26 protein-coding genes and 1 pseudogene are annotated in these 23,317 nt (G+C 70.3%); 17 read left to right on the forward strand and 10 right to left on the reverse strand.

Translation table 11 applies throughout. The annotated features are described in order from the left end of the window. The first annotated feature begins 319 nt into the window (after window positions 1-319). Window positions 320-1,012, forward strand: a complete 693-nt coding sequence (locus G3I19_RS01430) for a TNT domain-containing protein (protein ID WP_164258549.1) — start codon at window positions 320-322, stop codon at window positions 1,010-1,012. Between the two features lie 6 nt (window positions 1,013-1,018). Continuing rightward, complete coding sequence (locus G3I19_RS01435; RefSeq protein ID WP_164258551.1) at window positions 1,019-1,255, forward strand: hypothetical protein; 237 nt, start codon at window positions 1,019-1,021, stop codon at window positions 1,253-1,255. A gap of 113 nt (window positions 1,256-1,368) precedes the next feature. Here the strand turns inward: G3I19_RS01435 and G3I19_RS01440 are convergent, their stop codons facing one another. The 3 genes from G3I19_RS01440 to G3I19_RS01450 form a co-directional block, all read right to left on the reverse strand. After that, window positions 1,369-1,623: a hypothetical protein gene (locus G3I19_RS01440; RefSeq protein ID WP_164258553.1), complete on the reverse strand. Its 255-nt coding sequence runs from the start codon at window positions 1,621-1,623 to the stop codon at window positions 1,369-1,371. Window positions 1,624-1,987: 364 nt separating this feature from the next. After that, window positions 1,988-2,635, reverse strand: coding sequence for a hypothetical protein (locus G3I19_RS01445; protein WP_164258556.1), 648 nt, complete (start codon window positions 2,633-2,635; stop codon window positions 1,988-1,990). 303 nt (window positions 2,636-2,938) lie between these two features. Then, window positions 2,939-4,540 (reverse strand): glycoside hydrolase family 20 protein, encoded by a 1,602-nt coding sequence (locus G3I19_RS01450; RefSeq protein WP_164258557.1) that lies wholly within the window; start codon window positions 4,538-4,540, stop codon window positions 2,939-2,941. 172 nt (window positions 4,541-4,712) lie between these two features. On the opposite strand from G3I19_RS01450, the gene G3I19_RS01455 reads away from it, so the two are divergent. The 9 genes from G3I19_RS01455 (at window position 4,713) to G3I19_RS01495 (ending at window position 11,370) form a co-directional block, all read left to right on the forward strand. Then, complete coding sequence (locus G3I19_RS01455; protein ID WP_343234949.1) at window positions 4,713-5,327, forward strand: 2-oxo-4-hydroxy-4-carboxy-5-ureidoimidazoline decarboxylase; 615 nt, start codon at window positions 4,713-4,715, stop codon at window positions 5,325-5,327. A 168-nt stretch (window positions 5,328-5,495) separates the two neighbouring features. After that, window positions 5,496-5,876: a succinate dehydrogenase, cytochrome b556 subunit gene (sdhC, locus tag G3I19_RS01460; protein WP_164258559.1), complete on the forward strand. Its 381-nt coding sequence runs from the start codon at window positions 5,496-5,498 to the stop codon at window positions 5,874-5,876. A 7-nt stretch (window positions 5,877-5,883) separates the two neighbouring features. Continuing rightward, window positions 5,884-6,360, forward strand: a complete 477-nt coding sequence (locus G3I19_RS01465) for a succinate dehydrogenase hydrophobic membrane anchor subunit (protein WP_164258561.1) — start codon at window positions 5,884-5,886, stop codon at window positions 6,358-6,360. Between the two features lie 26 nt (window positions 6,361-6,386). Further along, window positions 6,387-8,141, forward strand: a complete 1,755-nt coding sequence (sdhA, locus tag G3I19_RS01470; protein WP_164258564.1) for a succinate dehydrogenase flavoprotein subunit — start codon at window positions 6,387-6,389, stop codon at window positions 8,139-8,141. Further along, window positions 8,141-8,917 carry a succinate dehydrogenase iron-sulfur subunit gene (locus G3I19_RS01475; RefSeq protein ID WP_164258566.1) on the forward strand — a complete coding sequence of 259 codons (777 nt, stop codon included), beginning with the start codon at window positions 8,141-8,143 and terminating at the stop codon, window positions 8,915-8,917. The genes sdhA and G3I19_RS01475 overlap by 1 nt, the downstream gene beginning before the upstream one ends. Window positions 8,918-9,042: 125 nt before the next feature. Beyond that, window positions 9,043-9,570, forward strand: coding sequence for a hypothetical protein (locus G3I19_RS01480; RefSeq protein ID WP_164258568.1), 528 nt, complete (start codon window positions 9,043-9,045; stop codon window positions 9,568-9,570). Window positions 9,571-9,769: 199 nt separating this feature from the next. Further along, window positions 9,770-10,177 carry a hypothetical protein gene (locus G3I19_RS01485; protein WP_164258570.1) on the forward strand — a complete coding sequence of 136 codons (408 nt, stop codon included), beginning with the start codon at window positions 9,770-9,772 and terminating at the stop codon, window positions 10,175-10,177. Between the two features lie 6 nt (window positions 10,178-10,183). Then, window positions 10,184-10,654, forward strand: coding sequence for a DUF393 domain-containing protein (locus G3I19_RS01490; protein ID WP_164258572.1), 471 nt, complete (start codon window positions 10,184-10,186; stop codon window positions 10,652-10,654). An 11-nt stretch (window positions 10,655-10,665) separates the two neighbouring features. Then, the gene (locus tag G3I19_RS01495; protein WP_164258573.1) at window positions 10,666-11,370 is read left to right on the forward strand and encodes a TetR family transcriptional regulator; all 705 of its coding nucleotides are present in this window, start codon (window positions 10,666-10,668) and stop codon (window positions 11,368-11,370) included. A gap of 22 nt (window positions 11,371-11,392) precedes the next feature. On the opposite strand, the gene G3I19_RS01500 is transcribed toward G3I19_RS01495, so the two are convergent. After that, window positions 11,393-12,946, reverse strand: coding sequence for an ABC transporter substrate-binding protein (locus tag G3I19_RS01500; protein WP_164258575.1), 1,554 nt, complete (start codon window positions 12,944-12,946; stop codon window positions 11,393-11,395). Between the two features lie 284 nt (window positions 12,947-13,230). On the opposite strand from G3I19_RS01500, the gene G3I19_RS01505 reads away from it, so the two are divergent. Both G3I19_RS01505 and G3I19_RS01510 read left to right on the forward strand, forming a co-directional pair. Next, window positions 13,231-13,473 carry a hypothetical protein gene (locus G3I19_RS01505; RefSeq protein WP_164258577.1) on the forward strand — a complete coding sequence of 81 codons (243 nt, stop codon included), beginning with the start codon at window positions 13,231-13,233 and terminating at the stop codon, window positions 13,471-13,473. A 62-nt stretch (window positions 13,474-13,535) separates the two neighbouring features. Next, the gene (locus G3I19_RS01510; protein WP_164258580.1) at window positions 13,536-14,861 is read left to right on the forward strand and encodes a D-alanyl-D-alanine carboxypeptidase; all 1,326 of its coding nucleotides are present in this window, start codon (window positions 13,536-13,538) and stop codon (window positions 14,859-14,861) included. Here G3I19_RS01510 and G3I19_RS01515 read toward each other — a convergent pair. The 4 genes from G3I19_RS01515 to G3I19_RS01530 all read right to left on the reverse strand — a co-directional run bounded on the left by G3I19_RS01515 (window position 14,764) and on the right by G3I19_RS01530 (window position 17,771). Then, entirely contained in the window at window positions 14,764-15,723 is a 960-nt protein-coding gene (locus G3I19_RS01515; protein WP_164258582.1) for a YihY/virulence factor BrkB family protein, read from the reverse strand. The two genes, G3I19_RS01510 and G3I19_RS01515, sit on opposite strands and share 98 nt — an antisense overlap. Continuing rightward, the gene (locus tag G3I19_RS01520) at window positions 15,711-16,133 is read right to left on the reverse strand and encodes a GtrA family protein (RefSeq protein WP_164258584.1); all 423 of its coding nucleotides are present in this window, start codon (window positions 16,131-16,133) and stop codon (window positions 15,711-15,713) included. The genes G3I19_RS01515 and G3I19_RS01520 overlap by 13 nt, the downstream gene beginning before the upstream one ends. Before the next feature lie 113 nt (window positions 16,134-16,246). Next, window positions 16,247-17,260 carry a decaprenyl-phosphate phosphoribosyltransferase gene (locus G3I19_RS01525; protein WP_164258585.1) on the reverse strand — a complete coding sequence of 338 codons (1,014 nt, stop codon included), beginning with the start codon at window positions 17,258-17,260 and terminating at the stop codon, window positions 16,247-16,249. Then, the gene (locus G3I19_RS01530) at window positions 17,244-17,771 is read right to left on the reverse strand and encodes a phosphatase PAP2 family protein (protein WP_164258612.1); all 528 of its coding nucleotides are present in this window, start codon (window positions 17,769-17,771) and stop codon (window positions 17,244-17,246) included. The genes G3I19_RS01525 and G3I19_RS01530 overlap by 17 nt, the downstream gene beginning before the upstream one ends. Before the next feature lie 267 nt (window positions 17,772-18,038). Between G3I19_RS01530 and G3I19_RS01535 the strand changes: the two genes are divergently transcribed. Together G3I19_RS01535 and G3I19_RS01540 are read left to right on the forward strand one after the other, a co-directional pair. Then, window positions 18,039-19,385, forward strand: a complete 1,347-nt coding sequence (locus G3I19_RS01535) for an FAD-binding oxidoreductase (protein WP_164258614.1) — start codon at window positions 18,039-18,041, stop codon at window positions 19,383-19,385. A gap of 197 nt (window positions 19,386-19,582) precedes the next feature. Further along, complete coding sequence (locus G3I19_RS01540; protein WP_164258587.1) at window positions 19,583-20,338, forward strand: decaprenylphospho-beta-D-erythro-pentofuranosid-2-ulose 2-reductase; 756 nt, start codon at window positions 19,583-19,585, stop codon at window positions 20,336-20,338. A 32-nt stretch (window positions 20,339-20,370) separates the two neighbouring features. Here the strand turns inward: G3I19_RS01540 and G3I19_RS01545 are convergent, their stop codons facing one another. Together G3I19_RS01545 and trpS are read right to left on the reverse strand one after the other, a co-directional pair. Then, window positions 20,371-20,967, reverse strand: a complete 597-nt coding sequence (locus tag G3I19_RS01545) for a 2'-5' RNA ligase family protein (RefSeq protein ID WP_164258589.1) — start codon at window positions 20,965-20,967, stop codon at window positions 20,371-20,373. 109 nt (window positions 20,968-21,076) lie between these two features. Continuing rightward, on the reverse strand, window positions 21,077-22,090 hold the full coding sequence (gene trpS, locus G3I19_RS01550; protein WP_164258591.1) for a tryptophan--tRNA ligase: 1,014 nt from the start codon (window positions 22,088-22,090) through the stop codon (window positions 21,077-21,079). A 160-nt stretch (window positions 22,091-22,250) separates the two neighbouring features. Between trpS and G3I19_RS01555 the strand changes: the two genes are divergently transcribed. Both G3I19_RS01555 and G3I19_RS01560 read left to right on the forward strand, forming a co-directional pair. Beyond that, entirely contained in the window at window positions 22,251-22,817 is a 567-nt protein-coding gene (locus tag G3I19_RS01555; RefSeq protein ID WP_164258616.1) for an RNA polymerase sigma factor, read from the forward strand. Window positions 22,818-23,010: 193 nt separating this feature from the next. Continuing rightward, window positions 23,011-23,317: pseudogene (locus G3I19_RS01560) on the forward strand (hypothetical protein); the annotation flags it as partial.

A 23,317-nucleotide genomic window follows, 5' to 3' on the forward strand; every position in this document is an offset into this window, starting at 1 on the left:
GCCGGACAACCACACTCTGAACCGAGCCGGTTCCGATGTCCGGAGAACCTTCGCGACTTTACTGAAACCGGACAAAACACACACCGTCAGATCATCCGGCGCATACGCCCCCGCGCACACCCCGCCAACAACGCGCCCCCGGCGCAGCCCATATGTGCCCGAAGTGCCACTGTGCCCGAAGTGCCGCTGCGTGCCGTCACCCCGCGTCCGGTCGCCGTACGGCGGACCAACTCCCCGGTCTCGCCGCGCACACGGTGACCGATCCGCTACCGTGCGTAATACACGCCCAGCCGGGCCTCAGGACACAAGGGGACCTTGAGTGAACCGTATTCGCACCGTTCTCGCCGCGCTGACCGTCACCGCGGCGACGGCGGCGGCGCCCGCCGCCGCGAGCACCGCTCCGCAGCAGCACCAGGACCGGACGGCGGCCTCCGGGCCGCAGCACGCCCCCTGCTCGGGAGAGTTCGACGGCGACGCCAGGCTCGGACCGCAGTGGCTCCCGTCGAAGCACGAGAAGCCGGTCGGCCCGCTGCTCAAGGGCTACCACCGGACCGGGAAGCTGTCGGCGGGAGACTTCCTGAAGAAGTACTGGGAGGGGCCCGCGGATTCGGGCAGCTGGAAGTACCCGCCGAACGACGGGTTCAAGGAGGTCAACGGGCAGGTGGACAAGGAGCCCGAGAAGCTGCGCACCGGTGAGCGCCTGGACCGCTTCGGCTCCGAGTACGGCGGCTATCTGGCACCCGCGGGCGACTCGTACGCCAAGCGCGCGCTGCCCCCGCAGAGCCTCAACACCCGTGATGCGGCGGTGCCCTGCGACTACCACGTCTACCGGGTGGCCAAGCCGTTCTGGGTGTGGCAGGGCGGTATCGCGCCGTGGTTCGAGCAGCCCGGCAACGGGCAGCAGATCAAGCTCGACCCGGTGTTCCTGAACCCGGGCGAGGGCCAGCGGCTGAACGTCAAGTGGCTGCTCGACCACCACTACCTCGCCCAGGCCACCCCGGCCGGCGAGTAGCGCCCCATGGACCGCCACGAACTGCGTGCCGCGCTGCGCGACGCCGGAGTACCCGACGGCTACTACCGGATCGAGGGGGTCCATGAACCGGCCCCCACGCCCACCGACTTCCTCTATCTCAAGCGGACCGAGGACGGCCGGGCGTGGGAGACCGGTGCGTACGAACGGGGCCTCTCGGAGGTCATCGGCCGGTACGACACCGAGCCGGACGCCTGCGCGCACCTGCTGCGGCTGCTCGTCTGACAGCGGCCGGCCGGCCCGCCGACCCGCCACCCCGCCCGCGCGCCCGCCCGCCCGGATATCCGCCTACGGGGACGTCCGCCTGCCGGGACGTCCTCGCCGCCGCCGGGCGCGGCCTACTGGTCGCCCACGTCCCGCCGGTTCGACAGCGCCGACTCCGCCAGGGACGACAGCCCCTCGACGTAGACCGTGCCGTCCGGCGCCGGCCGTACGACGAGCCAGCCGCGCGCGCCCAGGCTGCGCACCCGCCCCCGCACCTCGTCGCCGAGCTCGGCCGCGAGGTCGTCCTCGCGGGGTGTGCTGCCCGCGTGCAGGTCCTCGCGGATCCGCAGGAGCAGCGCCTCTTCCTGCGCGGTGATATTGAAGTCCATCCCTGGACGCTACGGCCCCCGGGGCGCCACCGCCCGCGGAGGGCCGAACCCCACCCGGACTCCACCCCGGACCTGCACCCCGCAGCACAGGAGAGAGCGGCGCCGCACGCAGCACAGGAGAGGCCCGCGGCGCCTTCACAGGTCACCGCGGGCCTCTCCCAGCCGGGCTCAACCGGTCCCAGCCGGACCCGACCGGACTCAACCGGGCCCAGCCGGGCTCAACCGGACTCAGCCGGACCCGACCGGACTCAGCCGGACCCGGACCGGACTCAGCCGGACCCGGACCGGACTCAACCGGTCCCAGCCGGACTCAACCGGTCCCGACCGGGCTCAGCCGGACTCGGCCGGGCCGGGCCGGGCCGGTTCAGGCGCCCGGTGTGGCCGGCAGCTGGGGGACGCCGGGGACCGTCGGCAGAGTGGGGAGACCCGGCAGGTTCGGGGCCGGGAGCCCGCCGCCGAGCACGACGGAGACGACGACGTTCACCTCGGAGGTGACCACGGCCTTGACCGCCGCCGCGACCTCGGTGGGGCTGCCGGTCGTGGACGCCTTGACGAGCGCGTCCACCTTGGCCTGGAGGTCGGCCGCCGCCTTGGCCTTGAGAGCAGCGCCCGGGTCGGGTGCGGCGGGCGCCCCGGACACCCCGGTCACGCCGCCCGGGATGCCGGGGGCAGCGGGCGCCGCGGGGGCTGCTGCCGTGACCTTCGCCAGAGCGGCCTTGACCGGGTCCGCCAGCTTGGTGGCGTCCGCGGCGGAGAGCTTGCCGTCCGGGGCCTTCAGTACGGCGTTGAGGAGATCCGTCACCGGTGCCAGAACCCCGCCGGCATCACCCAGTGTCTTCGTCTGGGCCAGGAGCGCGTCGGCCCCGGGCAGGGGGGCCGACGGGGCGCTCGCGGAGCGGGCCGCCGTGGTGTCGTCGGCTGCCGCGTAAGCCGCCGGGCCCGCTATGCCGAGGGCGAGAGCGCCGCAGACGGCGGACGAGACGAGGAGGCCGGCCTTCGGGGACATGCGCATGGAAAGCGTTCCTTTCGGACGTGCGGGAGGTACTCACCCGTGCGGGAAGTACGCACCGCCACCGTGCAAACGCCTGAATACAGTGCGCAATCGCTGAGTCACCCGACGTGGCCGACGGTGCTCGGCACGACCCGCTCTGACCTGCACGTCTCCCGGTCTCGCCGGAGCCGGGCTGATGCATCCGTTGGAGGGAGCGGCACATCCGGGCCGGGAAGACCGGGCGCGGGCACGACTGCGGCCCCCGGAAGGATCCAGGGGCCGCAAGCCGTGCACCGGGGCCGGTCAGTCCAGTACCGGCGCCGGTCAGTCCAGCTTCGCCGACAGCGCCGTGAACTGCGTCCACGTCAGCTTGGGCTTGCCCGGGTCCCAGAGCTTCTGGGCCGTCGCCCGCAGCGGCATCCTGATACCCGCGGCGACCTGCTCCGGGGTCTGCGCGTTCGGGAAGTCGCCCCAGACGGCGAACCCGCCGCCCACGATCAGGTGCGCGTACTTGGCGGGGACCGCCTTGGTGCCGCGCACCACCAGCGGGGTCCAGTCCTCGTAGATCCGCTTGCCGGTGGGGTAGGTGAAGTTATTGGGCTGGCCGAGCACGTAGTACAGGTACTCGTCGTTGAGATTCACCACCTGGCGCCCCTCGCTCAGATACTCCTCGGGCGGCCGGGCCCCGAACTCCTTGCCCGTCCAGTACTCCACCTGGATGTTCTTGTCGGCCTTGGCCACTCCGCCGCGGAAGAACCCGTCGTTCCACGCCTGCGGTGTCCGGCCCGCCTTGCTGATGACCGCGGCCCGGTCGTTCAGCCAGGCCACGGCCAGATCCTGGACCGTGCCCTTCGCGCCGTACTTCTTCCGGGCAAGGGCGGCCAGCTGCGGGAAGGACGCCTCCGGGTTCTTCACCGTCAGCGCCTGGTACTCGTCACCGCCGACGTTCCAGTACGTGCCGGGGAAGAGCTTCATGTACTCGCGCAGCAGCGAGTCCACGATCTTCGCGGCCTTCGGGTTCGACACGTCGACCGCGCCCTTGACGGGGGTGCCGTCGGCCGTCTTCAGCTGGAGGTCCGGGTGCGCCTTGATGACAGCGCCCAGGTGTCCCGGCGAGTCGATCTCCGGGACGACCGTGATGTGCAGGCTGGAGGCGAGCGAGACGATCTTGTGGACCTGGGCGGTGGTGAGGTGGTCGGGAGAGACCACCTCGGGGTGCGAGGTGGAGGCGATACGGAAGCCCTGGTCGTCCGAGAAGTGCAGCCCCAGCTGGTTCAGTTTGAGGTCGGCCATCTCGTGCAGCCGGTCCTCGATCCAGGCGGCGTCGAACGGTTTGCGTGCGATGTCCAGGTTGAACCGCCGCTGCGCGGTCGCCGGCTTGTCGTGCACGACGCCCTCGGGCACCTTCCCGTCGGCCTGCACGGACTGCTTGAGGGTCCGGGTGCCGTAGAAGACCCCGGCCTCGTCGGGCCCGGTGATCAGGACCCGGCTCTCGCGGGCACTGAGGGTGTACGACTCGCGCGGCGCCTTCTTGTCCGGTTTCAGGGCCAGCTCGATGTCGCCCGCGTGCGCGGTGCCCCCGTACGCGTAGCCGATCTTCAGCTCGTGCGAGAGGAGCCTGCCCTCGTCGGTGAGGCCCTTGCTGCCCTTGTCGACCAGGACCCGGGAGCCCTTCACCGGGTGCCAGCCGGGGCCGCGCGCCGGGCCGTGTTCGCGTACCGCCGGGATGGCGCGGGGCGCCGCCGAGAGCGGGTAGTTCTTCGCCGACGGGTCGGACGAGGGGGCGGTCACCGCCGAGCCGTGGCCCGCCGGGCCGCTTCCGCCGTACGTGTCGTCGTCCGGCCACACCGTGACGGCGAGCGCGACGGCGGCAGCCGTGACGGTCAGGCCCACGGCGATGGGGACCGGTGCGTTGAGTTTTTTCATCAGTCCGAAACCTCCCGTGCACGGCTGAGCGAGGGGGACATGCCAGCCAATTCGTCCATCACGCGCCTTGAAACTCTCCCTTCCGGGTGAAAATCGCGCATCCGTCGGACACTCAAGTCTCCGCATCGATAGCGTTGCGGCTCATTCACCGCCGTCATCCGACCCTCCAGTCGTGTTCGAGGAGCTCACGCTGTCCAGCGAGTCCCACGCCGGCCCTCCGATGCGACCGCCGTCACTCCACCACAGAACGGACGGCCCGGCACGCCCAGCCATACCGGCGCAGAAGCGCGGCCCGTCCGGTCTCCACCGGTTCAACTCTGCACCCGCCGGCAGCGCCGAGAGTGCCCTTCTCGGGTGCTGCGCCAGCCCCCGGTGGGCCCGGCGGCTGGCCGCACACCGCCCCTATCCCGACCTGACGGCGCTGCTCGCCGCCTGCGACGAGGCGAGTTACGACCTGTCACCGGCCGAGCTGGCCCAGGCCCTGGCGGGCGAACCGGCGTCGCGGCTGCTGCACGGCCGTGCGCCGCGCGCCGCCCACACAGCGCTGAGCGCCGCGCACACCGCGTACGAGAGCCGCTTCGGACACACGTTCGTGATCTGCCTCGACGACGTCCGCCCGTCCGAGCACCTCGACCAGGTGCTCGTGAGCATCCGTACCCGGCTCTCGCACGAGCCGGACGAGGAGCGTTCGGTCGCAGCCGACGAGCTGCGCCGACTCGCCCGGGGGCGAATCGTCCGGCTTGTGGCGGATACGGGCCATGCCGGTAGCCCGTCCGTGGCTGTTTGATTGCCTGTTTGATCACACCGCAACCCCCCGCGCGGAGGAACCGACAAGTCGTCGCTACGATGGCCGGGGCCGGTGGACCGTACCCGGCCGGGCCAGACCGACACAGCTTCTCCCAGCCGGAGAGGCTGGCGGCATGACCCCCGTCCCCCGCTCCCGGAGGGTTTTTCCGTGCCGGCTGGAACGCTGTACCGCGGCCGGGAAGGTATGTGGTCCTGGGTGGCTCATCGAGTCACCGGCGTCCTCATCTTCTTCTTCCTGTTCGTACACGTCCTGGACACTGCTCTCGTCCGTATTTCTCCCGAGGACTACGACAAGGTCATCGCTACTTACAAGACGCCGATCGTGGGTGTCCTTGAGTACGGCCTTGTCGCAGCGATCCTCTTCCACGCTCTGAACGGCCTGCGCATCATCGCCGTGGACTTCTGGTCCAAGGGCCCGCGCCACCAGAAGCAGATGCTGTGGTCCGTCGTGGGCATCTGGGTCCTGCTGATGATCGGGGCGATCTACCCCGTGCTCGGCCACGCCGCACGCGAACTGTTCGGGAGCTGAGGACTGAATGTCTGCTGAGACCTCTTCCGCTGTCGGCCCCGTCGAGGGCGTCTCCCTCTTCGACGCCGACCACCCGGCGCCGCTCATCGAGGCCCCCCGCGCACGCACCAAGAAGACGCCGAAGACCACTCGCGGCAACTTCGAGATGTACGCGTGGCTCTTCATGCGCCTCTCCGGGATCGTCCTGGTCGTCCTGGTCCTCGGCCACCTGCTGATCCAGCTGGTGCTCGACGGCGGTGTGACCAAGATCGGCTTCGCCTTCGTGGCGGGCCGCTGGGCCTCGCCGTTCTGGCAGGGCTGGGACCTGCTGATGCTGTGGCTGGCGATGCTTCACGGCGCCAACGGCCTCCGTACCGTCATCAATGACTACGCGGAGCGCGTCGGCACGCGCCTGTGGCTCAAGGGCCTGCTGTACACCGCCACGGTGTTCACCATCCTGCTGGGCACGCTGGTGATCTTCACCTTCGACCCGAACATCTCCTAGAAGCCCGGGACCGAGGCGCTTTCATCATGAAGATCCACAAGTACGACACCGTCATCGTCGGCGCCGGCGGAGCCGGCATGCGCGCGGCCATCGAGTCGACGAAGCGCAGCCGCACCGCCGTGCTGACGAAGCTCTACCCGACCCGCTCCCACACCGGTGCCGCCCAGGGCGGCATGGCCGCGGCCCTCGCCAATGTCGAGGAGGACAACTGGGAGTGGCACACCTTCGACACGATCAAGGGCGGCGACTACCTGGTCGACCAGGACGCCGCCGAGATCCTGGCGAAGGAGGCCATCGACGCGGTCCTCGACCTGGAGAAGATGGGCCTGCCGTTCAACCGGACGCCCGCCGGGGAGATCGACCAGCGCCGCTTCGGCGGTCACTCCCGCAACCACGGTGAGGCCCCGGTCCGCCGTGCGTGCTACGCCGCGGACCGCACCGGCCACATGATCCTCCAGACCCTCTACCAGAACTGCGTCAAGGAGGGTGTGGAGTTCTTCAACGAGTTCTACGTCCTGGACCAGCTGCTGGTCGAGGTGGACGGCGTCAAGACCTCAGCGGGTGTCGTGGCCTACGAGCTGGCGACCGGCGAGATCCACGTCTTCCAGTCGAAGTCCGTGATCTACGCGTCCGGCGGCACCGGCAAGTTCTTCAAGGTCACCTCGAACGCGCACACCCTGACCGGTGACGGCCAGGCCGCCTGCTACCGCCGCGGACTGCCCCTGGAGGACATGGAGTTCTTCCAGTTCCACCCGACGGGCATCTGGCGCATGGGCATCCTGCTGACGGAGGGCGCCCGCGGTGAGGGCGGCATCCTCCGCAACAAGGACGGCGAGCGCTTCATGGAGAAGTACGCGCCGGTCATGAAGGACCTCGCGTCCCGTGACGTCGTCTCCCGCTCCATCTACACGGAGATCCGGGAGGGCCGCGGCTGCGGTCCCGCCGGTGACCACGTGTACCTGGACCTGACGCACCTCCCGCCGGAGCAGCTGGACGCCAAGCTCCCGGACATCACGGAGTTCGCGCGGACGTACCTGGGCATCGAGCCGTACACCGACCCGATCCCGATCCAGCCCACCGCGCACTACGCCATGGGCGGCATCCCGACCAACGTCCAGGGTGAGGTCCTCGCGGACAACACCACGGTCGTGCCCGGCCTGTACGCGGCCGGCGAGGTCGCCTGCGTCTCGGTGCACGGCGCCAACCGGCTGGGCACCAACTCGCTGCTCGACATCAACGTCTTCGGACGCAGGTCCGGCATCGCGGCCGCCGAGTACGCGGCGAAGCACGAATTCGCCGAGCTGCCCGAGGACCCGGCCGGGCTGGTCGAGGCCCAGGTCGAGCGGCTGCGCGACGCCACGGGCACCGAGCGGGTCTCCGTGCTGCGTACGGAGCTCCAGGAGTGCATGGACGCCAACGTCATGGTGTTCCGCACCGAGCAGACGATCAAGACGGCGGTCGAGAAGATCGCCGAGCTGCGCGAGCGCTATCTGAACGTGTCGGTGCAGGACAAGGGCCGCCGGTTCAACACCGACCTCCTCGAAGCGATCGAGCTGGGCAACCTGCTGGATCTCGCCGAGGTCATGGCGACGTCCGCCCTGGCGCGCAAGGAGTCCCGCGGCGGTCACTACCGCGAGGACTTCCCGACCCGCGACGACGTCAACTTCATGCGCCACACCATGGCGTACCGCGAGGTGGGCGACGACGGCTCCGAGTCGATCCGGCTCGACTACAAGCCGGTCGTCCAGACCCGCTACCAGCCGATGGAGCGTAAGTACTGATGGCTACCCCGACCATGGACAAGGCCGAAGCGGCCGGCAAGCCCGAGGCGGGCTTCGCCGACACCCCGTTCATCACGGCCACTTTCCGGATCCGCCGGTTCAACCCGGAGATCTCGGACGAGGCGCAGTGGCAGGACTTCGCGGTCGAGATCGACCCGAAGGAGCGTGTGCTCGACGCCCTCCACAAGATCAAGTGGGAGCTCGACGGCACGCTGACCTTCCGCCGCTCCTGCGCGCACGGGGTCTGCGGTTCGGACGCGATGCGGATCAACGGCAAGAACAGGCTCGCCTGCAAGACGCTGATCAAGGACATCAACCCCGAGAAGCCGATCCTGATCGAGGCCATCAAGGGCCTCACGGTCCTCAAGGACCTCGTGGTCGACATGGACCCGTTCTTCCAGGCGTACCGCGATGTGATGCCCTTCCTCATCACCAGCGGCAACGAGCCGACACGTGAGCGTCTGCAGTCCGCCGAGGACCGCGAGCGCTTCGACGACACCACGAAGTGCATCCTCTGCGCCGCGTGCACGTCGTCCTGCCCGGTGTTCTGGAACGACGGCCAGTACTTCGGCCCGGCCGCGATCGTCAACGCGCACCGCTTCATCTTCGACTCGCGTGACGAGGGCGGCGAGCAGCGCCTGGAGATCCTCAACGACAAGGACGGCGTGTGGCGTTGCCGCACGACGTTCAACTGCACGGACGCCTGCCCGCGCGGTATCGAGGTCACCAAGGCGATCCAGGAAGTGAAGCGCGCACTCATCACCCGCCGCTTCTGACCTTTCCGGCCGTCTTCCGGCCACTTCACGAGGGCCCCGTCACCCGGCTTCCGGGCGGCGGGGCCCTCGCGCTTTCCGCTGTGCCAGGATCTGGGTGTCGTACAGGGAGAGAAACGGGGAGCGGGATGAGTGACCAGAATCCGTACGCGGCGTCGGACGGCGGCTACGAGTGGGGCCCGCAGCAGCCGCCCGGCCCTCCCCCGCCGGGCTACGGCTACCCCAACTCCGCCCCTGGCTACGGCTATCCGGCCCAGACGCCCGGGTACGGCTACCCCCAGCAGCCGGGCTTCGCCGTTCCGGCCGGCGGCGCCCCGCTGGTGTCGCTCGGCGACATCACCGTCGTCCAGGACGGCATCATCACCCCGGCGGGGACCCTGCCGCTGCGGGGCGCCGTCTGGAACGCGACGGACATGTCACGTACCGAGGAGCGGATCCCGCCGGTCGCCATCGTGCTGGCGATCGTCTTCGCGCTGCTCTGTCTGATCGGCCTCCTCTTCCTGCTGATGAAGGAGAAGAAGACGACCGGCTTCATCCAGGTGACCGTGACGAGCGGCGGCCGGCACCACGCCACCATGATCCCGGCCACCGGCCCGCAGACGTTCCCGCAGGTGATGGGCCAGCTCAACTACGCGCGGTCGCTGAGCGCCCTGTAGAGCGCCGGGCGGGGCCCTGTGCCGCCCGCGGGACCACCGCCGTACCACTCAAAGGCCGCCCGGCTCGCCCCGGGCGGCCTCTGCCATGTGCCCGCCCGGCGGCGGGAGTTCGGCACGCCCATCCACTGTTGAACATGTTCAAAAGAGGGTCTACAGTCCATGACATCAGCTTTTGAACGCGTTCAAAGGAGGGTGGGGTATGGACCTCACAGTTGTCGCGTACGTCATCTACCTGGCGATCAGCCTCGGGCTGACCGTCTGGGTGGCCCGGACGCTGAGCCATCACGGGCGGGTCTTCCTCGCGGATGTGCTCAAGGGGAACGAGAAGCTCGCCGAGGCCGTCAACCACCTGCTGGTGGTGGGCTTCTACCTGGTGAACCTGGGATTCGTCGCCCTGTACCTCCAGGACGGCAGCACCGTCACCGACGCCCGGGGGATCTTCGAGGCGCTGTCGACGAAGCTCGGGGTGGTGCTGCTCGTCCTGGGCGGGATGCACCTCGGCAACGTCTACGCACTCAACAAGTTCCGCCGGCGCGGAATCATGGAGCGCGAACAGACTCCGCCGGTGCCGCCGCAGGGCTGGATCACGCCGACCCCCGGGGTCTGAACCGCGATGAGCAGCGACACGTACGCCAGTGGCGCCACCGTCGGTGAGACCTGCACCAGTGGCGCCTACGCCGGTGACACCTCCACCAGTGGCACCTCCGTCAGGGGCCTGACCGTGCTGTACGACGCGCAGTGCCCGCTCTGTGTCCATCTGCGGCACTGGCTGCGGGGCCAACGTCAGCTCGTACCGCTCGAACTGGTGCCGGCCGCGTCCGCCCAGGCCGTGGCCCGCTTCCCCGGCCTCGACCACACGAGCACCCTGGAGGAGATCACCGTGATCGGCGACCGGGGCCAGGTCTACCGCGGGCCGGCCGCCTGGATCGTCTGCCTCTGGGCCCTCGCCGCTCACCGGCCCAAGGCCCACTGGCTGGCCACCCCGGCGGGCGCGCCCTTCGTCAGGGTCGCCGTGCTGACCGCGGCCAAGTACCGCGACGTCACAGCGCCGCCCTGCGGCGAGCGGTGCGCGGTCCCCGGTTAGGCTCGGGCACCGTGACTGATGCGAAGCCCCCCAAGAGCGAGCAGACCCGGACGCTCATCCTCGAAACCGCGCTCCGGCTCTTCCAGGAGCGCGGTTACGACAGGACGACGATGCGGGTCATCGCCCGGGAGGCCGGGGTGTCCGTCGGGAACGCGTACTACTACTTCTCCGGCAAGGAACACCTGATCCAGGGGTTCTACGACCGTATCGGGGCCGAGCACCGGGCGGCGGTGCGCCAGGTGCTCGACCACGAGACCGATCTGGAGAAGCGGCTCACGGGGGTGCTCACGGCATGGCTCGATGTGGCCGCGCCCTACCACGAGTTCGCCGCTCAGTTCTTCAAGAACGCCGCCGACCCGGAGAGCCCGCTCAGCCCCTTCTCCGCGGAGTCGGAGTCCGCCCGGGAAGCGGCCATCGCGATCCACCGGGAGGTGCTGGCGGGCGCCAGGGCGAAGGTCCCCGGCGAACTGGCCGACGTACTGCCGGAGTTGATGTGGCTGTCGCAGATGGGGCTGGTCCTGTACTGGGTCTTCGACCGGTCACCCGAGCGGGAGCGGAGCAGACGGCTCGCCGCGCGCGGGGCGCGGCTCACCACCCGGGGCATCGCACTGGCCCGCTTCCGGGCGCTGCGCCCGCTGGTCCACGAGGTGCACGAGCTGTTCACGGACTTCCTGCCGGGAATGGCGGAGACGGCGACGGCCCGCAAACGGTCCTGACCGCGTCGGGAGGGCCGGGCCTCTACAGCCAGCCCAGTTCCCAGATGCGCCAGACGCCCGTGCCGTCGGACAGGTACTGCCCGCCCGACACGTCATCACTGGACAGCACATAGTCCTTGCGCTGCCAGAGCGGGACGAGCGGCACGTCGTCGGCGATGTCCTCCTGCAGCGCCTTGAAGTCGCCCGCGGTACGGCCGCGGTCGGTGTACTGCTGGGTGCGGGTGATCAGCTTGTCGACGGCCGCGCTGCTGTAGCCGTTGAAGAGGCTGTTGCCGGTGCCGACCAGCGGCTGCGTGTAGTTGTCGGCGTCCGGGTAGTCCGCGATCCAGCCGACGGCGTACGCGTCGAACTTGCCCAGCCGGTAGTCGTCCTGGAACTTCGTCCAGTCCGTCATCCCCTTGAGCTTCACCTTGAAGAGGCCGCCCTTCTCCAGCTGGGCCTTCAGCGTCCGGGCCTCGTCGTCGGTGACGCTCGTGCGGGAGTACGCGTAGGTGAAGGTCACCGGGGTCTGCACACCGGCCTGCTGGAGGAGCTGCCTCGCGGCCGCCTCGTCGACCTTCGGGTAGGCGTCGAAGAAGGCGGTGTTGTGACCGGTGAAGCCCTGCGGGATCAGCGAGTAGAGCGGTTCGACCGTGCCGTTGTAGACCTTCTCGGACAGCTGCGCGCGGTCGACCAGATCGGCCGCGGCCCGGCGCACCTTGGTGTCCGCGAGCGCGGAGTTCTTGCGGACGTTGAAGACCAGGTTGCGGATCTCGCTGCCGGTGTTCTCACTGACATGCGCGTCCGGGTCGCTGGGCGAGAGCGTGGCCAGCGTCGCGGGCGTCATCACCCGGTGCGCGACGTCGATGTCCTTGTGCTTCCAGGCGGCGTCGAGCTGGGCCGGCTCCTTGAAGTAGCGGACCTCGATCGGTACGCCGGTCTTCTTGACGAGGCCCTTGTACTTCGGGTTCGGCTCCAGCACCGCGCTGACGCCGCTCTTGTAGGACTTCAGCACGTACGGCCCGGAGCCCACGACCGTACTGCCCTTGCGCCCCTTGTCCGCCGGGTACGCGGTGTGGTCGACGATGGCTCCGCCGCCCGTCGCGATCTTGGAGGCGAAGGTGGCGTCACGGGACTTGAGGTGGAAGATGACCTTGTTGCCCGAGGTGTCGACGTTCTTGAGCGTGGGGTACAGCGGGGCGGGGCCGTTGCCCTTCATCCGCAGGACGCGGTTGAAGGAGAAAGCCGCGTCCTCGGCCGTGACCTTGTGACCGTTCGAGAAGGTCAGGTCGTCGCGCATGGTGCAGCTGAAGGTACGCAGCGCGTCATCGGTGAACTCACAGCTGCTCGCCGCGTCCGGGACCGGGGTGGAGGAACCGACGTTGAAGGACATCAGCGACTGGTAGAGCGAGCTGTAGAGGGCCCAGGAACCGGCGTCGTACGCCTCGGCCGGGTCCAGGGACGAGACGACGTCGGTGGTTCCGATGACGATCGGGGACTTCTTCCCGCCGTCGTCGGGCAGCAACTGCCAAGCGCCGATACCGGCACACGCCAGAACGACGCATATCGCCAGAATCCGCATCCGGATCGACCGCATTGTGCTGTTCCCCTCAACCCACCTTGTGGACGCGCGGACCGGCGCGCGTCAGACCCGAGTCGGCGCCCACCCAACCACACGACATTCACAAGTGGAAGAGAAAATCTTCACGCCGGCCAAGTTGTTAGGCAACCTTCATAAGGGGCCTCGCACGCCTCCGGCCTGCACGTCCTCGGTCGGCGGCGGCGTTCCGTACGCCCCGGCGGACCCCCGTCCGCGGGCCGCGCGGGAGGGGTCACATACTGGCAGGAACACCCCCCACCGCCCCCGAAGGACGACGCCCCATGAAACTCAACCGCACCGCCTCCTGGTTCCTCACGGCGTTCGGCGTGTGGTCGTGGGTGGTCTGGGTGACCTTCGCGAAGAACCTCTTCGAGGACGCGAGCGGTCTCGCCTTCGACGACGGAAAACCGACCGCCTATCTGTGGATCCACCTGGCGCTGGCCATCGTCTCGTTCATCCTGGGCACGGTCATCGGCGTGCTGGGCCTGCGGGGTGTACGGGCCCACCGGCGCGCCGCCGGATAGGTCAGGTCCCGCGGGCCACCCGCGGTACCGGTCCGCCGTGGTCTGCCTGTACTTTCACCAGCGTGCCTGCCGTTGAGAAGACCGCGAGAAGGACCGTACTGACGGTCATAGCCGCCGCGTTGCTGCCCGCCCTCTGCGCCATGCCCGCGTCGGCCGCGGCCACGGGCCCCACGAAGAGCACCGCGTCCCCGAAGAGCCCCGCGCCGCCGAAAACCGCGAAGACCGCGAAGACCGCACGGTCGCAGGTCGGCGGCGCGCGTCTCGCCAGGACCAGCACCCAGGTGCAGCTCGGCGACGGCGCACCGGTGCTGCCGAAGGACCTCTCCGGAGAGTCCTGGATCGTGGCCGACGCCGAGTCCGGTGATGTCCTCGCCTCGCACGACGCGCACCGGCGGCTGGCCCCGGCCTCCACCCTCAAGATGCTGTTCGCCGACACACTCCTGCCTCAGTTCCCCGCGACCGAGACCCACAAGGTGCTGCCGTCCGACCTGGCGGGCATGGGCGAGGGCAGCAGCCTGGTCGGTATCAAGGAGAACCTGACCTACACGGTCCGCGATCTGTGGCTCGGGGTCTTCCTGCGCTCGGGGAACGACGCGGTGCATGTGCTGGCCGCGATGAACCACGGCATACCGAAGACCGTCCGCGACATGCAGGCGCACGCGGACGACCTCCAGGCCCTCGACACCCATGTGGTGTCGCCCGACGGGTACGACGCCCCGGGCCAGGTCTCCAGCGCGTACGACCTGACGCTCTTCGCCCGCAGCGGCCTGCAGAAGAAGGACTTCCGCACGTACTGCTCGACGGCGACCGCGCAGTTCCCGGGCGCGCAGAAGAAGGGCAAGAAGCGCGAGACCTTCGGGATCCAGAACACCAACCGCCTGCTGACCGGCGCCGACGGCGTCTCCCAGTACAAGGGGATAGCGGGCGTCAAGAACGGCAACACCACACACGCGGGCGCCACCTACACCGCGGTCGCCGAGCGGAACGGCCATGTGCTCCTGGTCACCGTCATGAAGCCGAGTTCGGCCGAGAGCCAGGCGGTGTACAAGGAGGCGGCGCGGCTGCTCGACTGGGGCTTCGCGTCGGAGGGCAAGGTGACACCGGTCGGCGATCTGGTGGCGCCGGCCAGTTCCGCCGCGGGCAGCTCCGGCGGGGCCGCGAAGAGCGGCGGAGCGGCGCAGGACGGCAAGGGCGGCGCCCAGGCCACGGGGAAGGGCAGGGGCGCCACACCGGCACCGGCCGCCGCGGCGCGGCAGGGCGGCTCCAGCGGGGTGGGCACGGCCCTGGCGATCAGTGCAGGGGCGTTGCTCCTGTTGGCGGCCGGGGCGTTCCTGGTGAACCGCCGCTGGCCGCTGCCGGATCTGGTACGACGTTTTCCACGTCGCTGATCTCCTCGTCGTCGGCGTGCCCCGTCGCGGTCCAGGCCGCGCAGAAGAGGAGCAGCTTCACGGTGAAGCTGATCCACAGCAGCAGCGCGATGGGCACGCCGAAGGCGCCGTACATGCTCTTCGATGCGACGCCCCGCATATAGCCGCTGAGCAGCAGCTTGAGCAGTTCGAAGCCCAGCGCGCCGATCAGCCCGGCGGTGATCAGCCTGCGGCGGGGAGGCTCGACGCCGGGCAGCAGGGTCAGTACGTAGAGCAGCACCAGGAAGTCGGCGAGGACGGCCAGCGCGAACGCCACACCTTGCAGGAGCGCGCTGCCCCAGCCGGTGTCCGCGATACCGATCTGCTTGGCCGTCCAGCTGACCGCGCTCGAACCGACGGCGGACGCGCCGAACGACACGAGCACGGCGCCGCCCGTCCCGAGCAGGATCCCGCCGTCCTTGAGCTTGCGCACGATGGCGTTGCCGTCGTCGGTGTTGTCGAGTTCCCACACGGCACGCAGACAGTCGCGCATCGAGCCGACCCAGCCGATACCGGTGAAGAGCAGTGCCGCACCGGCGACGACCCCGACCGTGCCCGCGTTCTGCACCAGCGTGTTGAGGTCCAGCTGGTCCGAGATGCCGGGCACCTGCCGGGCGAGCGCGTCCTGCATGGAGTGCAGCCGGGAGGGCGTGAGCAGGGCGGCGCCGATCGCGGCGGCGACGGTGATCAGCGGGAAGAGCGCCAGGAAGCTGGTGAAGGTGATCGCGGCCGCGAGCCTGGTCCAGTGCACCCGGCCGAGGGTCTCGTACGAGCGCCAGGCGTGCGTACGCATCAGCCGGGCCAGCCAGGGTCCGATTACGGGGAGCTTCGTCAGCCAGTCCATGGTGCACGCCTACCCTCGCCGCCGAATACCAGCGTCCTTGTCCCCCAAAAGCGCAGGCAGGTGGCGAGTCCCATCCCGACGACCGCCCCGGACACGGTGTCCGCGCGGGCCGACGTCAGCCCGAGGCCGTAGTGCGATACGGCCAGACAGAGCAGTTGGACGGCCGCGCCCGCGATGTTCACCCCGAAGAAGACGGTGTACTCGCGCCAGCCGACCCGGCGCCCCCGGTACGTACCGAACGCGTTGCCGAGATACGCGACCGTGCAGCCGGCCAGGAAGGACACCGATTTGGCGGTGACCGGGTCCCAGTCTGCCCCGCCCCGCAGCCAGACGAAGAGGCCCAGGTCGGCGGCGTACGCGCAGATCCCGGAGAGCGCGAAGCCCGCTATCTCACGGCGGCTGATGGTCACGGCTCTCCCCTCCCGTATCGGCTGTCATCCGTCACGGCTCTCCCCCCCCCGTATCGGCTGTCATCCGTCACGCGTCGCCCTCCCTCGTCCGTACGGCCGCCTCGTCCGGTACCTCACAGCTGGGCGACCGCCAGGCCGTACATCGCGATCCAGCCGACACCGATCACGGCGAGCGCGCGGTCGCCCAGGATGACGTCCTCCGGGGCCCCTGCGGTGCCACGGTCGGCGAAGACGGCGTACCGCAGGATCGACAGGATGAAGGGGACCATCGACAGCTGGCGCCAGGGCAGCAGACCGGTGTCGGGCGGCCCGCTGTTCTCCATGGCCCACAGGCAGTACGCGAGTACGGCGACACCGGCGGCGAGCTGCCAGACGAAGCGCAGATATCCGGTGGTGTACTCGGAGAGCAGGGAGCGGGTCCGTCCGTCGCCCTCCATCTGGACGGCCTCCGAGTAGCGCTTGGCGCCGACCATGAAGAGCGCCCCGAAGCCCGCGGTGATCAGGAACCAGCGGGAGAGCGGAATGTCCAGCGCCACTCCGCCGATCATGGCGCGCATCAGGAAGCCGGTGGTCACCACGGTCAGGTCGACGACCAGGACGTGCTTCAGGCTGACGCAGTAGGCGAGTTGCATCACGATGTACGCGCAGAGCAGCGCGGCTGTCAGGCCGTTGCACAGGACAGCGGCGGCGAAGGTGGTCGCCACGGCGAGCAGCGCGCCCGCGACGTACGCGACGGGTACGGGCACCTGCCCCGCGGCCACCGGGCGCCGGCACTTGACCGGATGGGCCCGGTCGGCCTCGGCGTCCCGGGCGTCGTTGACGAGATACACGGCGGACGCGGCGGCCGTGAACAGCACGAATATGAGCCCCAGTTGGGCGAAGCCGCCCCGCGACAGGGGCTCACCCGCGGCCGCGGGCGCCGCGCCGACCAGGACGTTCTTGACCCACTGGCGGGGGCGTGCGGTCCTGAGCAGCCCCAGGGGCAGCGCCAGCGCCCCGTGCGCGCCGCCGGGCTCCCGGCCGGGAACCGCGAGCGGCGGGGGTCTCGGCGGACCCTGGATGACGGGACCGCGCTCGGGGAGCGCGGGGAGCGGAGTGATCCGGGATACATCAGAGAGATCGGACATGGGCGCCTCGCATCCATTTCGCGCCGAGCCCGGCGGTGACTCCGCCGAGCAGGGCGCCTGCGGCGACATCGGTCGGGTAGTGGACGCCGACGACCAGCCGGGACATGCACATCGCGGCGGCGAGCGGCGGCACGAGAAGGCGGCCCGCCGGGCGCAGCACACCGAAGGCGACGGCGGCAGCGGCCGCCGACGAGGCGTGCGAGCTGGGGAAGGAGTGCCGCCCCGCGGTGCGTACGAGGGGCGGTCCGGCGTCGAGCCGGGGGCGGGGGCGGCGGACCACCCGCTTGATGCCCATGCTCACGAGGTGGGCCGTGCCGATCAGCGCGGTGGCCCGCAGCCAGGTGGCGCGCCGTTCACGGTCGGTGACCGCGCCGGTGATCCCGGCGGCGAGCCAGAGGGCGCCGTGTTCACCGCTGAAGGAGAGGGCGCGCGCGGCGCCGCCCACCCGTGGATCCGTACCGCAGTGGCGTAGCGCCGACAGAAGCCGGCGCTCGGTTTCTATGGACCGCATTTCTATGGACCGCACTGCCTCACTCCTCTCCACTGCTCTCCGCACGGCCTTCTCCGCGACGGGAAGGCTCTTATATGACATTGCCCGATAATCACGGCCATACTGGTTGACACTCCCTCAATCACCCATTTCCCCGCGTATCTGGGCGATACGGTCTACTCCATGTCTGCCGAAACCACCGCGTCACCGCGCGGCACCACGCCCGTGAGCACGGCGGGCCCCGTGATTCCGGTGCGCTCCGCGAGCCCGGTCCGCTCCCTGCGTGCCATGAGTTCCATGGGCTCGGTGACGGGCTGGGGCCGCACCGCACCGTCGACATCGCTGCTGGTCCGCCCACGTACGCACGAGGAGGCAGCGGCAGCGGTGCTCGGCTGCGGGACGCGCGGCTCGATCCCCCGCGGCCTGGGCAGGGCCTACGGTGACGCCGCGCAGAACGCGGGCGGCGCGGTCCTCGACATGACCGGCCTCGACCGGATCCACTCCGTCGACGCGGACGCCGGCGTCGTGGTCTGCGACGCGGGCGTGAGCCTGCACCGGCTGATGCAGGTGCTGCTGCCGCTCGGCTGGTTCGTGCCGGTGACCCCGGGCACCAGATATGTGACGGTGGGCGGCGCGATCGGCGCGGACATCCACGGCAAGAACCACCACGGCTCGGGCTCCTTCGCCCGCCATGTGCGCTCGCTGGAACTGCTGACGGCGGACGGCACGGTGCACACGACCGTCCCCGGCACCGCGCTCTTCGACGCCACAGCGGGCGGGATGGGCCTGACCGGCGTCATCCTCACCGCGACGGTCCAGCTCCTGCCGGTGCGGACGTCCCTGATGTCGGTGGACACCGAGCGGGCCACGGACCTCGACGACCTGATGGCCCGTCTCACCGCCACCGACCACCGCTACCGCTACTCGGTGGCCTGGATCGACCTGCTGGCGCGGGGCGCCGCCACCGGACGCTCGGTGCTGACCCGCGGCGACCACGCGCCGCTGGACGCGCTCCCCGCACGCCTACGGCGCGCACCGCTCGCCTTCCGCCCGGCGACACTCCCCGCGCCCCCGTCCTTCATCCCCGAGGGGCTGCTGGGCCGCACCTCCGTCTCCCTCTTCAACGAACTCTGGTACCGCAAGGCCCCCCGGCTGCGGACCGGACAGATCCAGCGGCTCGCCACCTTCTTCCACCCGCTCGACGGGGTCCCGCACTGGAACCGGATCTACGGGCGCGGCGGTTTCGTCCAGTACCAGTTCGTCGTCGGGTACGGGCAGGAGGAGACCCTGCGCCGGATCGTCGGGCGCATCGCCCGGCGCGGCTGCCCCTCGTTCCTCGCGGTGCTGAAGCGCTTCGGCGACGCCGACCCGGGCTGGCTCTCGTTCCCGGTGCCGGGGTGGACGCTCGCCCTGGACATCCCGGCGAACCTCGGCGGACTCGGGGCGTTCCTCGACACACTCGACGAAGAGGTGGCGGCGGCGGGCGGCCGGGTCTACCTGGCGAAGGACTCCCGGCTGCGCCCCGATCTGCTGGCCGCGATGTACCCGCGGCTCGCCGACTTCCGGGCGCTGCGCGCCGAGCTGGACCCGGGCGCGGTGTTCACGTCGGACCTGTCACGCCGCCTCGGCCTCTGACGGCGGACCCGGCCGCGGGAACACCCGGCCCGTTTCAGCCCCCACCCACCACCACTGCCGATTCCGATTCCGGTTCCGGTTCCGGTTCCACCTCCGATTCCGGTTCCGATTCCGACCAGCCCCGACGCAGCTCGACCCGATCCCCGACCCCGACCCCGAGCTCGACCCCGACCCGACCCGACCCCGAGGAAGCAGCCATGAAAGACGCTTTCGGTGCCCCCCAGTCCCTGCTGATCCTCGGCGGTACGTCCGAGATCGCCCTGGCCACGGCCCGCCGCCTGGTGATCCGCCGCACCCGGACGGTCTGGCTGGCCGGACGCCCCTCCCCCGACCTGGACGCGGCCGCCGCCCATCTGCGCACCCTGGGCGCGGATGTCCGTACGGCCGACTTCGACGCACTGGACCCGGCCTCCCACGAGGAGACGCTGGGCAAGGTGTTCGCGGAGGGCGACATCGACATGGTGCTGCTGGCCTTCGGCCTGCTGGGCGATCAGGCCCGCGACGAGAGCGCCCCGCTGTCCGCGGTCCGGGTCGCTCAGACCAACTACACCGGAGCGGTCTCCGCCGGCCTGATCTGCGCCAAGGCGCTCCAGGGGCAGGGCCACGGCTCGCTGGTGGTGCTCTCGTCGGTGGCGGGCGAGCGGGCCCGCCGGGCCAACTTCATCTACGGGTCGAGCAAGGCCGGCCTCGACGCGTTCGCCCAGGGACTCGGCGACGCGCTGCACGGGACCGGCGTCCAGGTGATGGTGGTGCGCCCCGGCTTCGTCCGCTCGAAGATGACGGCGGGGCTCGACGAGGCACCGCTGGCCACCACGCCGGAGGCGGTGGCGCTGGCCATCGAGACGGGACTGCGGCGCCGGTCGGAGACCGTCTGGGTGCCGGGCACCCTGCGGGTGGTGATGTCGGCCCTCCGGCACGTCCCGAGGCCGCTGTTCAGGCGGCTCCCGCTCTGAGCCCCGCAGAAGAAGGGCCGCAGAAGGAGGGCCTAGGGCAGGGACGGCAGGGACGGCGCGGCGGGTGCTTCCCTGGACACGCTCGGGCCGGGGACGACTCCGCCCCCGCCGCCGAACGCGTACTCGCGCAGCTTCCGCCACACGCCGTCCGCCCCCTGCTCGTACAGGGCGAAGGAGCCGCAGGTCCAGGTCGCCTCGAAGGCGGCGAGCGCCTCGTACGCCCGGTCCATCTCCTCGTCCGAGATGGCGTGCGCGACCGTCACATGCGGGTGGTACGGGAACTGGAGCTCGCGCACCAGCGGTCCCGACGCGTCCCTGATCTGCTGCTGGAGCCAGGAACAGGCCGAACCGCCCGTCACCACCTGGACGAAGACGACAGGCGAGAGCGGCCGGAACGTCCCCGTGCCGTACAGCCGCATCGGGAAGGCCCGGTTCGCGGCCGCGACCGAGGCCAGATGGGCCTCGATCGCGGGCAGCGAAGCGGCGTCGGCCTCCGTGGGCGGGACGAGCGTGACGTGGGTCGGGATGCCGTGCGCGGCAGAGTCCCCGAAGCCCGCGCGCTGCTTCTGGAGCAGGCTGCCGTACGGCTCCGGGACCGCGATCGAAACGCCGAGCGTTACGGTCCCCACGTCGTTCTCCTCCGCTGTCGGATGCTTCCGGATGCCTGCCCGACCATTATGCGAGCAGTGTGGCGGCCCCCCGTCCGCCTGGCCAGAGCCCGAGGCCACAGGCCCCGGGTCAGTGCTTGGCCGGCAGGAACCCCAGCCGCTCGTACGCCTGGGCCAGGGTCTCGGCGGCGACCGTACGGGCCTTCTCCGCACCCTTGGCGAGCAGGGAGTCCAGCGACTCCGGGTCGTCCAGATACTCCTGGGTGCGGGTCCTGAACGGTGTGACGAAGTCGGCGACGATCTCGGCGAGATCGGTCTTGAGCGCGCCGTACATCTTGCCCTCGTACTGCTGTTCCAGGTCGGCGATGCTCGTACCGGTGAGCGTCGAGTTGATGGTCAGCAGATTCGACACGCCGGGCTTCGCCACCGGGTCGTAGCGGATCACCGTGTCGGTGTCGGTCACCGCGCTCTTGACCTTCTTCACCGAGACCTTCGGCTCGTCGAGCAGGCTGATGAGGCCCTTGGGCGAGGCCGCCGACTTGCTCATCTTGGCCGTGGGGTCCTGGAGGTCGTAGATCTTCGCCGTCTCCTTGAGGATGTACGGCTCCGGAACCGTGAAGGTCGCGCCGAACCGGCTGTTGAACCGGTCGGCGAGGTCCCGGGTCAGCTCGACGTGCTGGCGCTGGTCCTCACCGACGGGGACCTGATTGGCCTGGTAGAGCAGGATGTCGGCGACCTGGAGGATCGGATACGTGAAGAGGCCGACGGTCGCACGGTCGGCGCCCTGCCTGGCCGACTTGTCCTTGAACTGGGTCATCCGGCTGGCCTCACCGAACCCGGCCAGGCAGTTCATGACCCAGCCGAGCTGGGCGTGCTCGGGCACATGGCTCTGCACGAAGAGCGTGCAGCGGTCGGGGTCGATGCCGGACGCGAGCAGCTGGGCCGCCGCGAGCCGGGTGTTGGCACGCAGCTCGGCGGGGTCCTGCGGGACGGTGATCGCGTGCAGATCGACGACCATGTAGTACGCGTCGTGCGACTCCTGCAGGGCTACCCACTGGCGCACGGCGCCGAGGTAGTTGCCGAGGTGGAACGAGCCTGACGTGGGCTGGATCCCGGAGAGTACCCGGGGACGGTCTGAGGCCATGTACAGCATTCTCTCAGGTGCGGAACCGATCTCCGCCGCGCGGTGTATGAAAGATGTGAGAACGCGGGAGGGGAGCCACGTCGCCGTTGCCGACGTGGCCACAGAGAGAGCCGGGCCCGGGGCCACGGCTGGAGCCACACCTGGAGCGGACGAGGCCGGGGTGATCGCACGCGTGCGGGCCGGGGACACCCAGGCGTACGCGGAGCTGGTGCGGGCCTACACCGGAACGGCACTGCGCGCGGCGGCCGCGTTCGGGGCCGGTGCGGACGCGGAGGACGTGGTGCAGTCGGCCTTCTTCAAGGCGTACCGGGCACTGGGCCACTTCAAGCCGGGCGCGTCGTTCCGCCCCTGGCTGCTGCGGATCGTCATGAACGAGACGCGGAACACACTGCGCTCCGCGCTCCGGCAGCGATCCGCGGCGGGACGCGAGGCCGCGCTGGCGGAGGCGGAGCCACTGATACCGGAGTCGGCGGATCCGGCGGTGGCCGCGCTGCGGGAGGAGCGCCGGGCGCTGCTGCTGGCGGCGCTGGACCGGCTGAGCACCGAACAGCGGCTCGCTGTGACGTACCGCTATCTGCTGGAGATGGACGAGGCGGAGACAGCGCAGGCACTGGGCTGGCCGCGCGGCACGGTGAAGTCACGGCTGAACCGAGCCCTGAAGAAGCTGAGCAAGCTGCTGCCCCCGCCGGACGGCAGCCAACCGCCAGGCAGCGAGGACAAGCCATGACAGGCACCCACATGCGCCGCGTGGACGTGCGGGGTGCAAACGAGCGAGGTCTGAACGTGCGAGGTGCGAACGAGCGGGGTGCGAAGGTGCGGGATGCCAACGAGCGGGGTGCGAACGTGCGAGGTGCGAACGTGCGAGGTGCCAAGGTGCGGGGTGCGAACGAGCGGGGTGAGCGTGAAAGGTGACGCGGGGCATGCGCGGTAGGAGCGAGTACGGACGGCGTGACCAGGATCCACGGCTCCCTGCGGAACTCCGTGCCCTGGGCCGCACACTCGGCGACAAGGGCCGGGGCGACGAGCACGACGGGAACGGGGGGCCGGGGGCGGAGCAGTCGATGGCCGAGCGGGTGCTGGCGCGGATCGTGGCCGAGGGGGCCACGGCACCCGGCCAGGACCCGGCCCGGCTTCCGGAACCGGGCCGCTTCGAGCGGGCCCGCGCCTGGGCACGCAGCCGGCTCGACTGGTTCGAGGGCCCGGGCGGCCCGAGTGACACGGGCGGCG

The organism is Streptomyces sp. SID10853 (genome assembly GCF_010548145.1).
GTDB lineage: Bacteria > Actinomycetota > Actinomycetes > Streptomycetales > Streptomycetaceae > Streptomyces.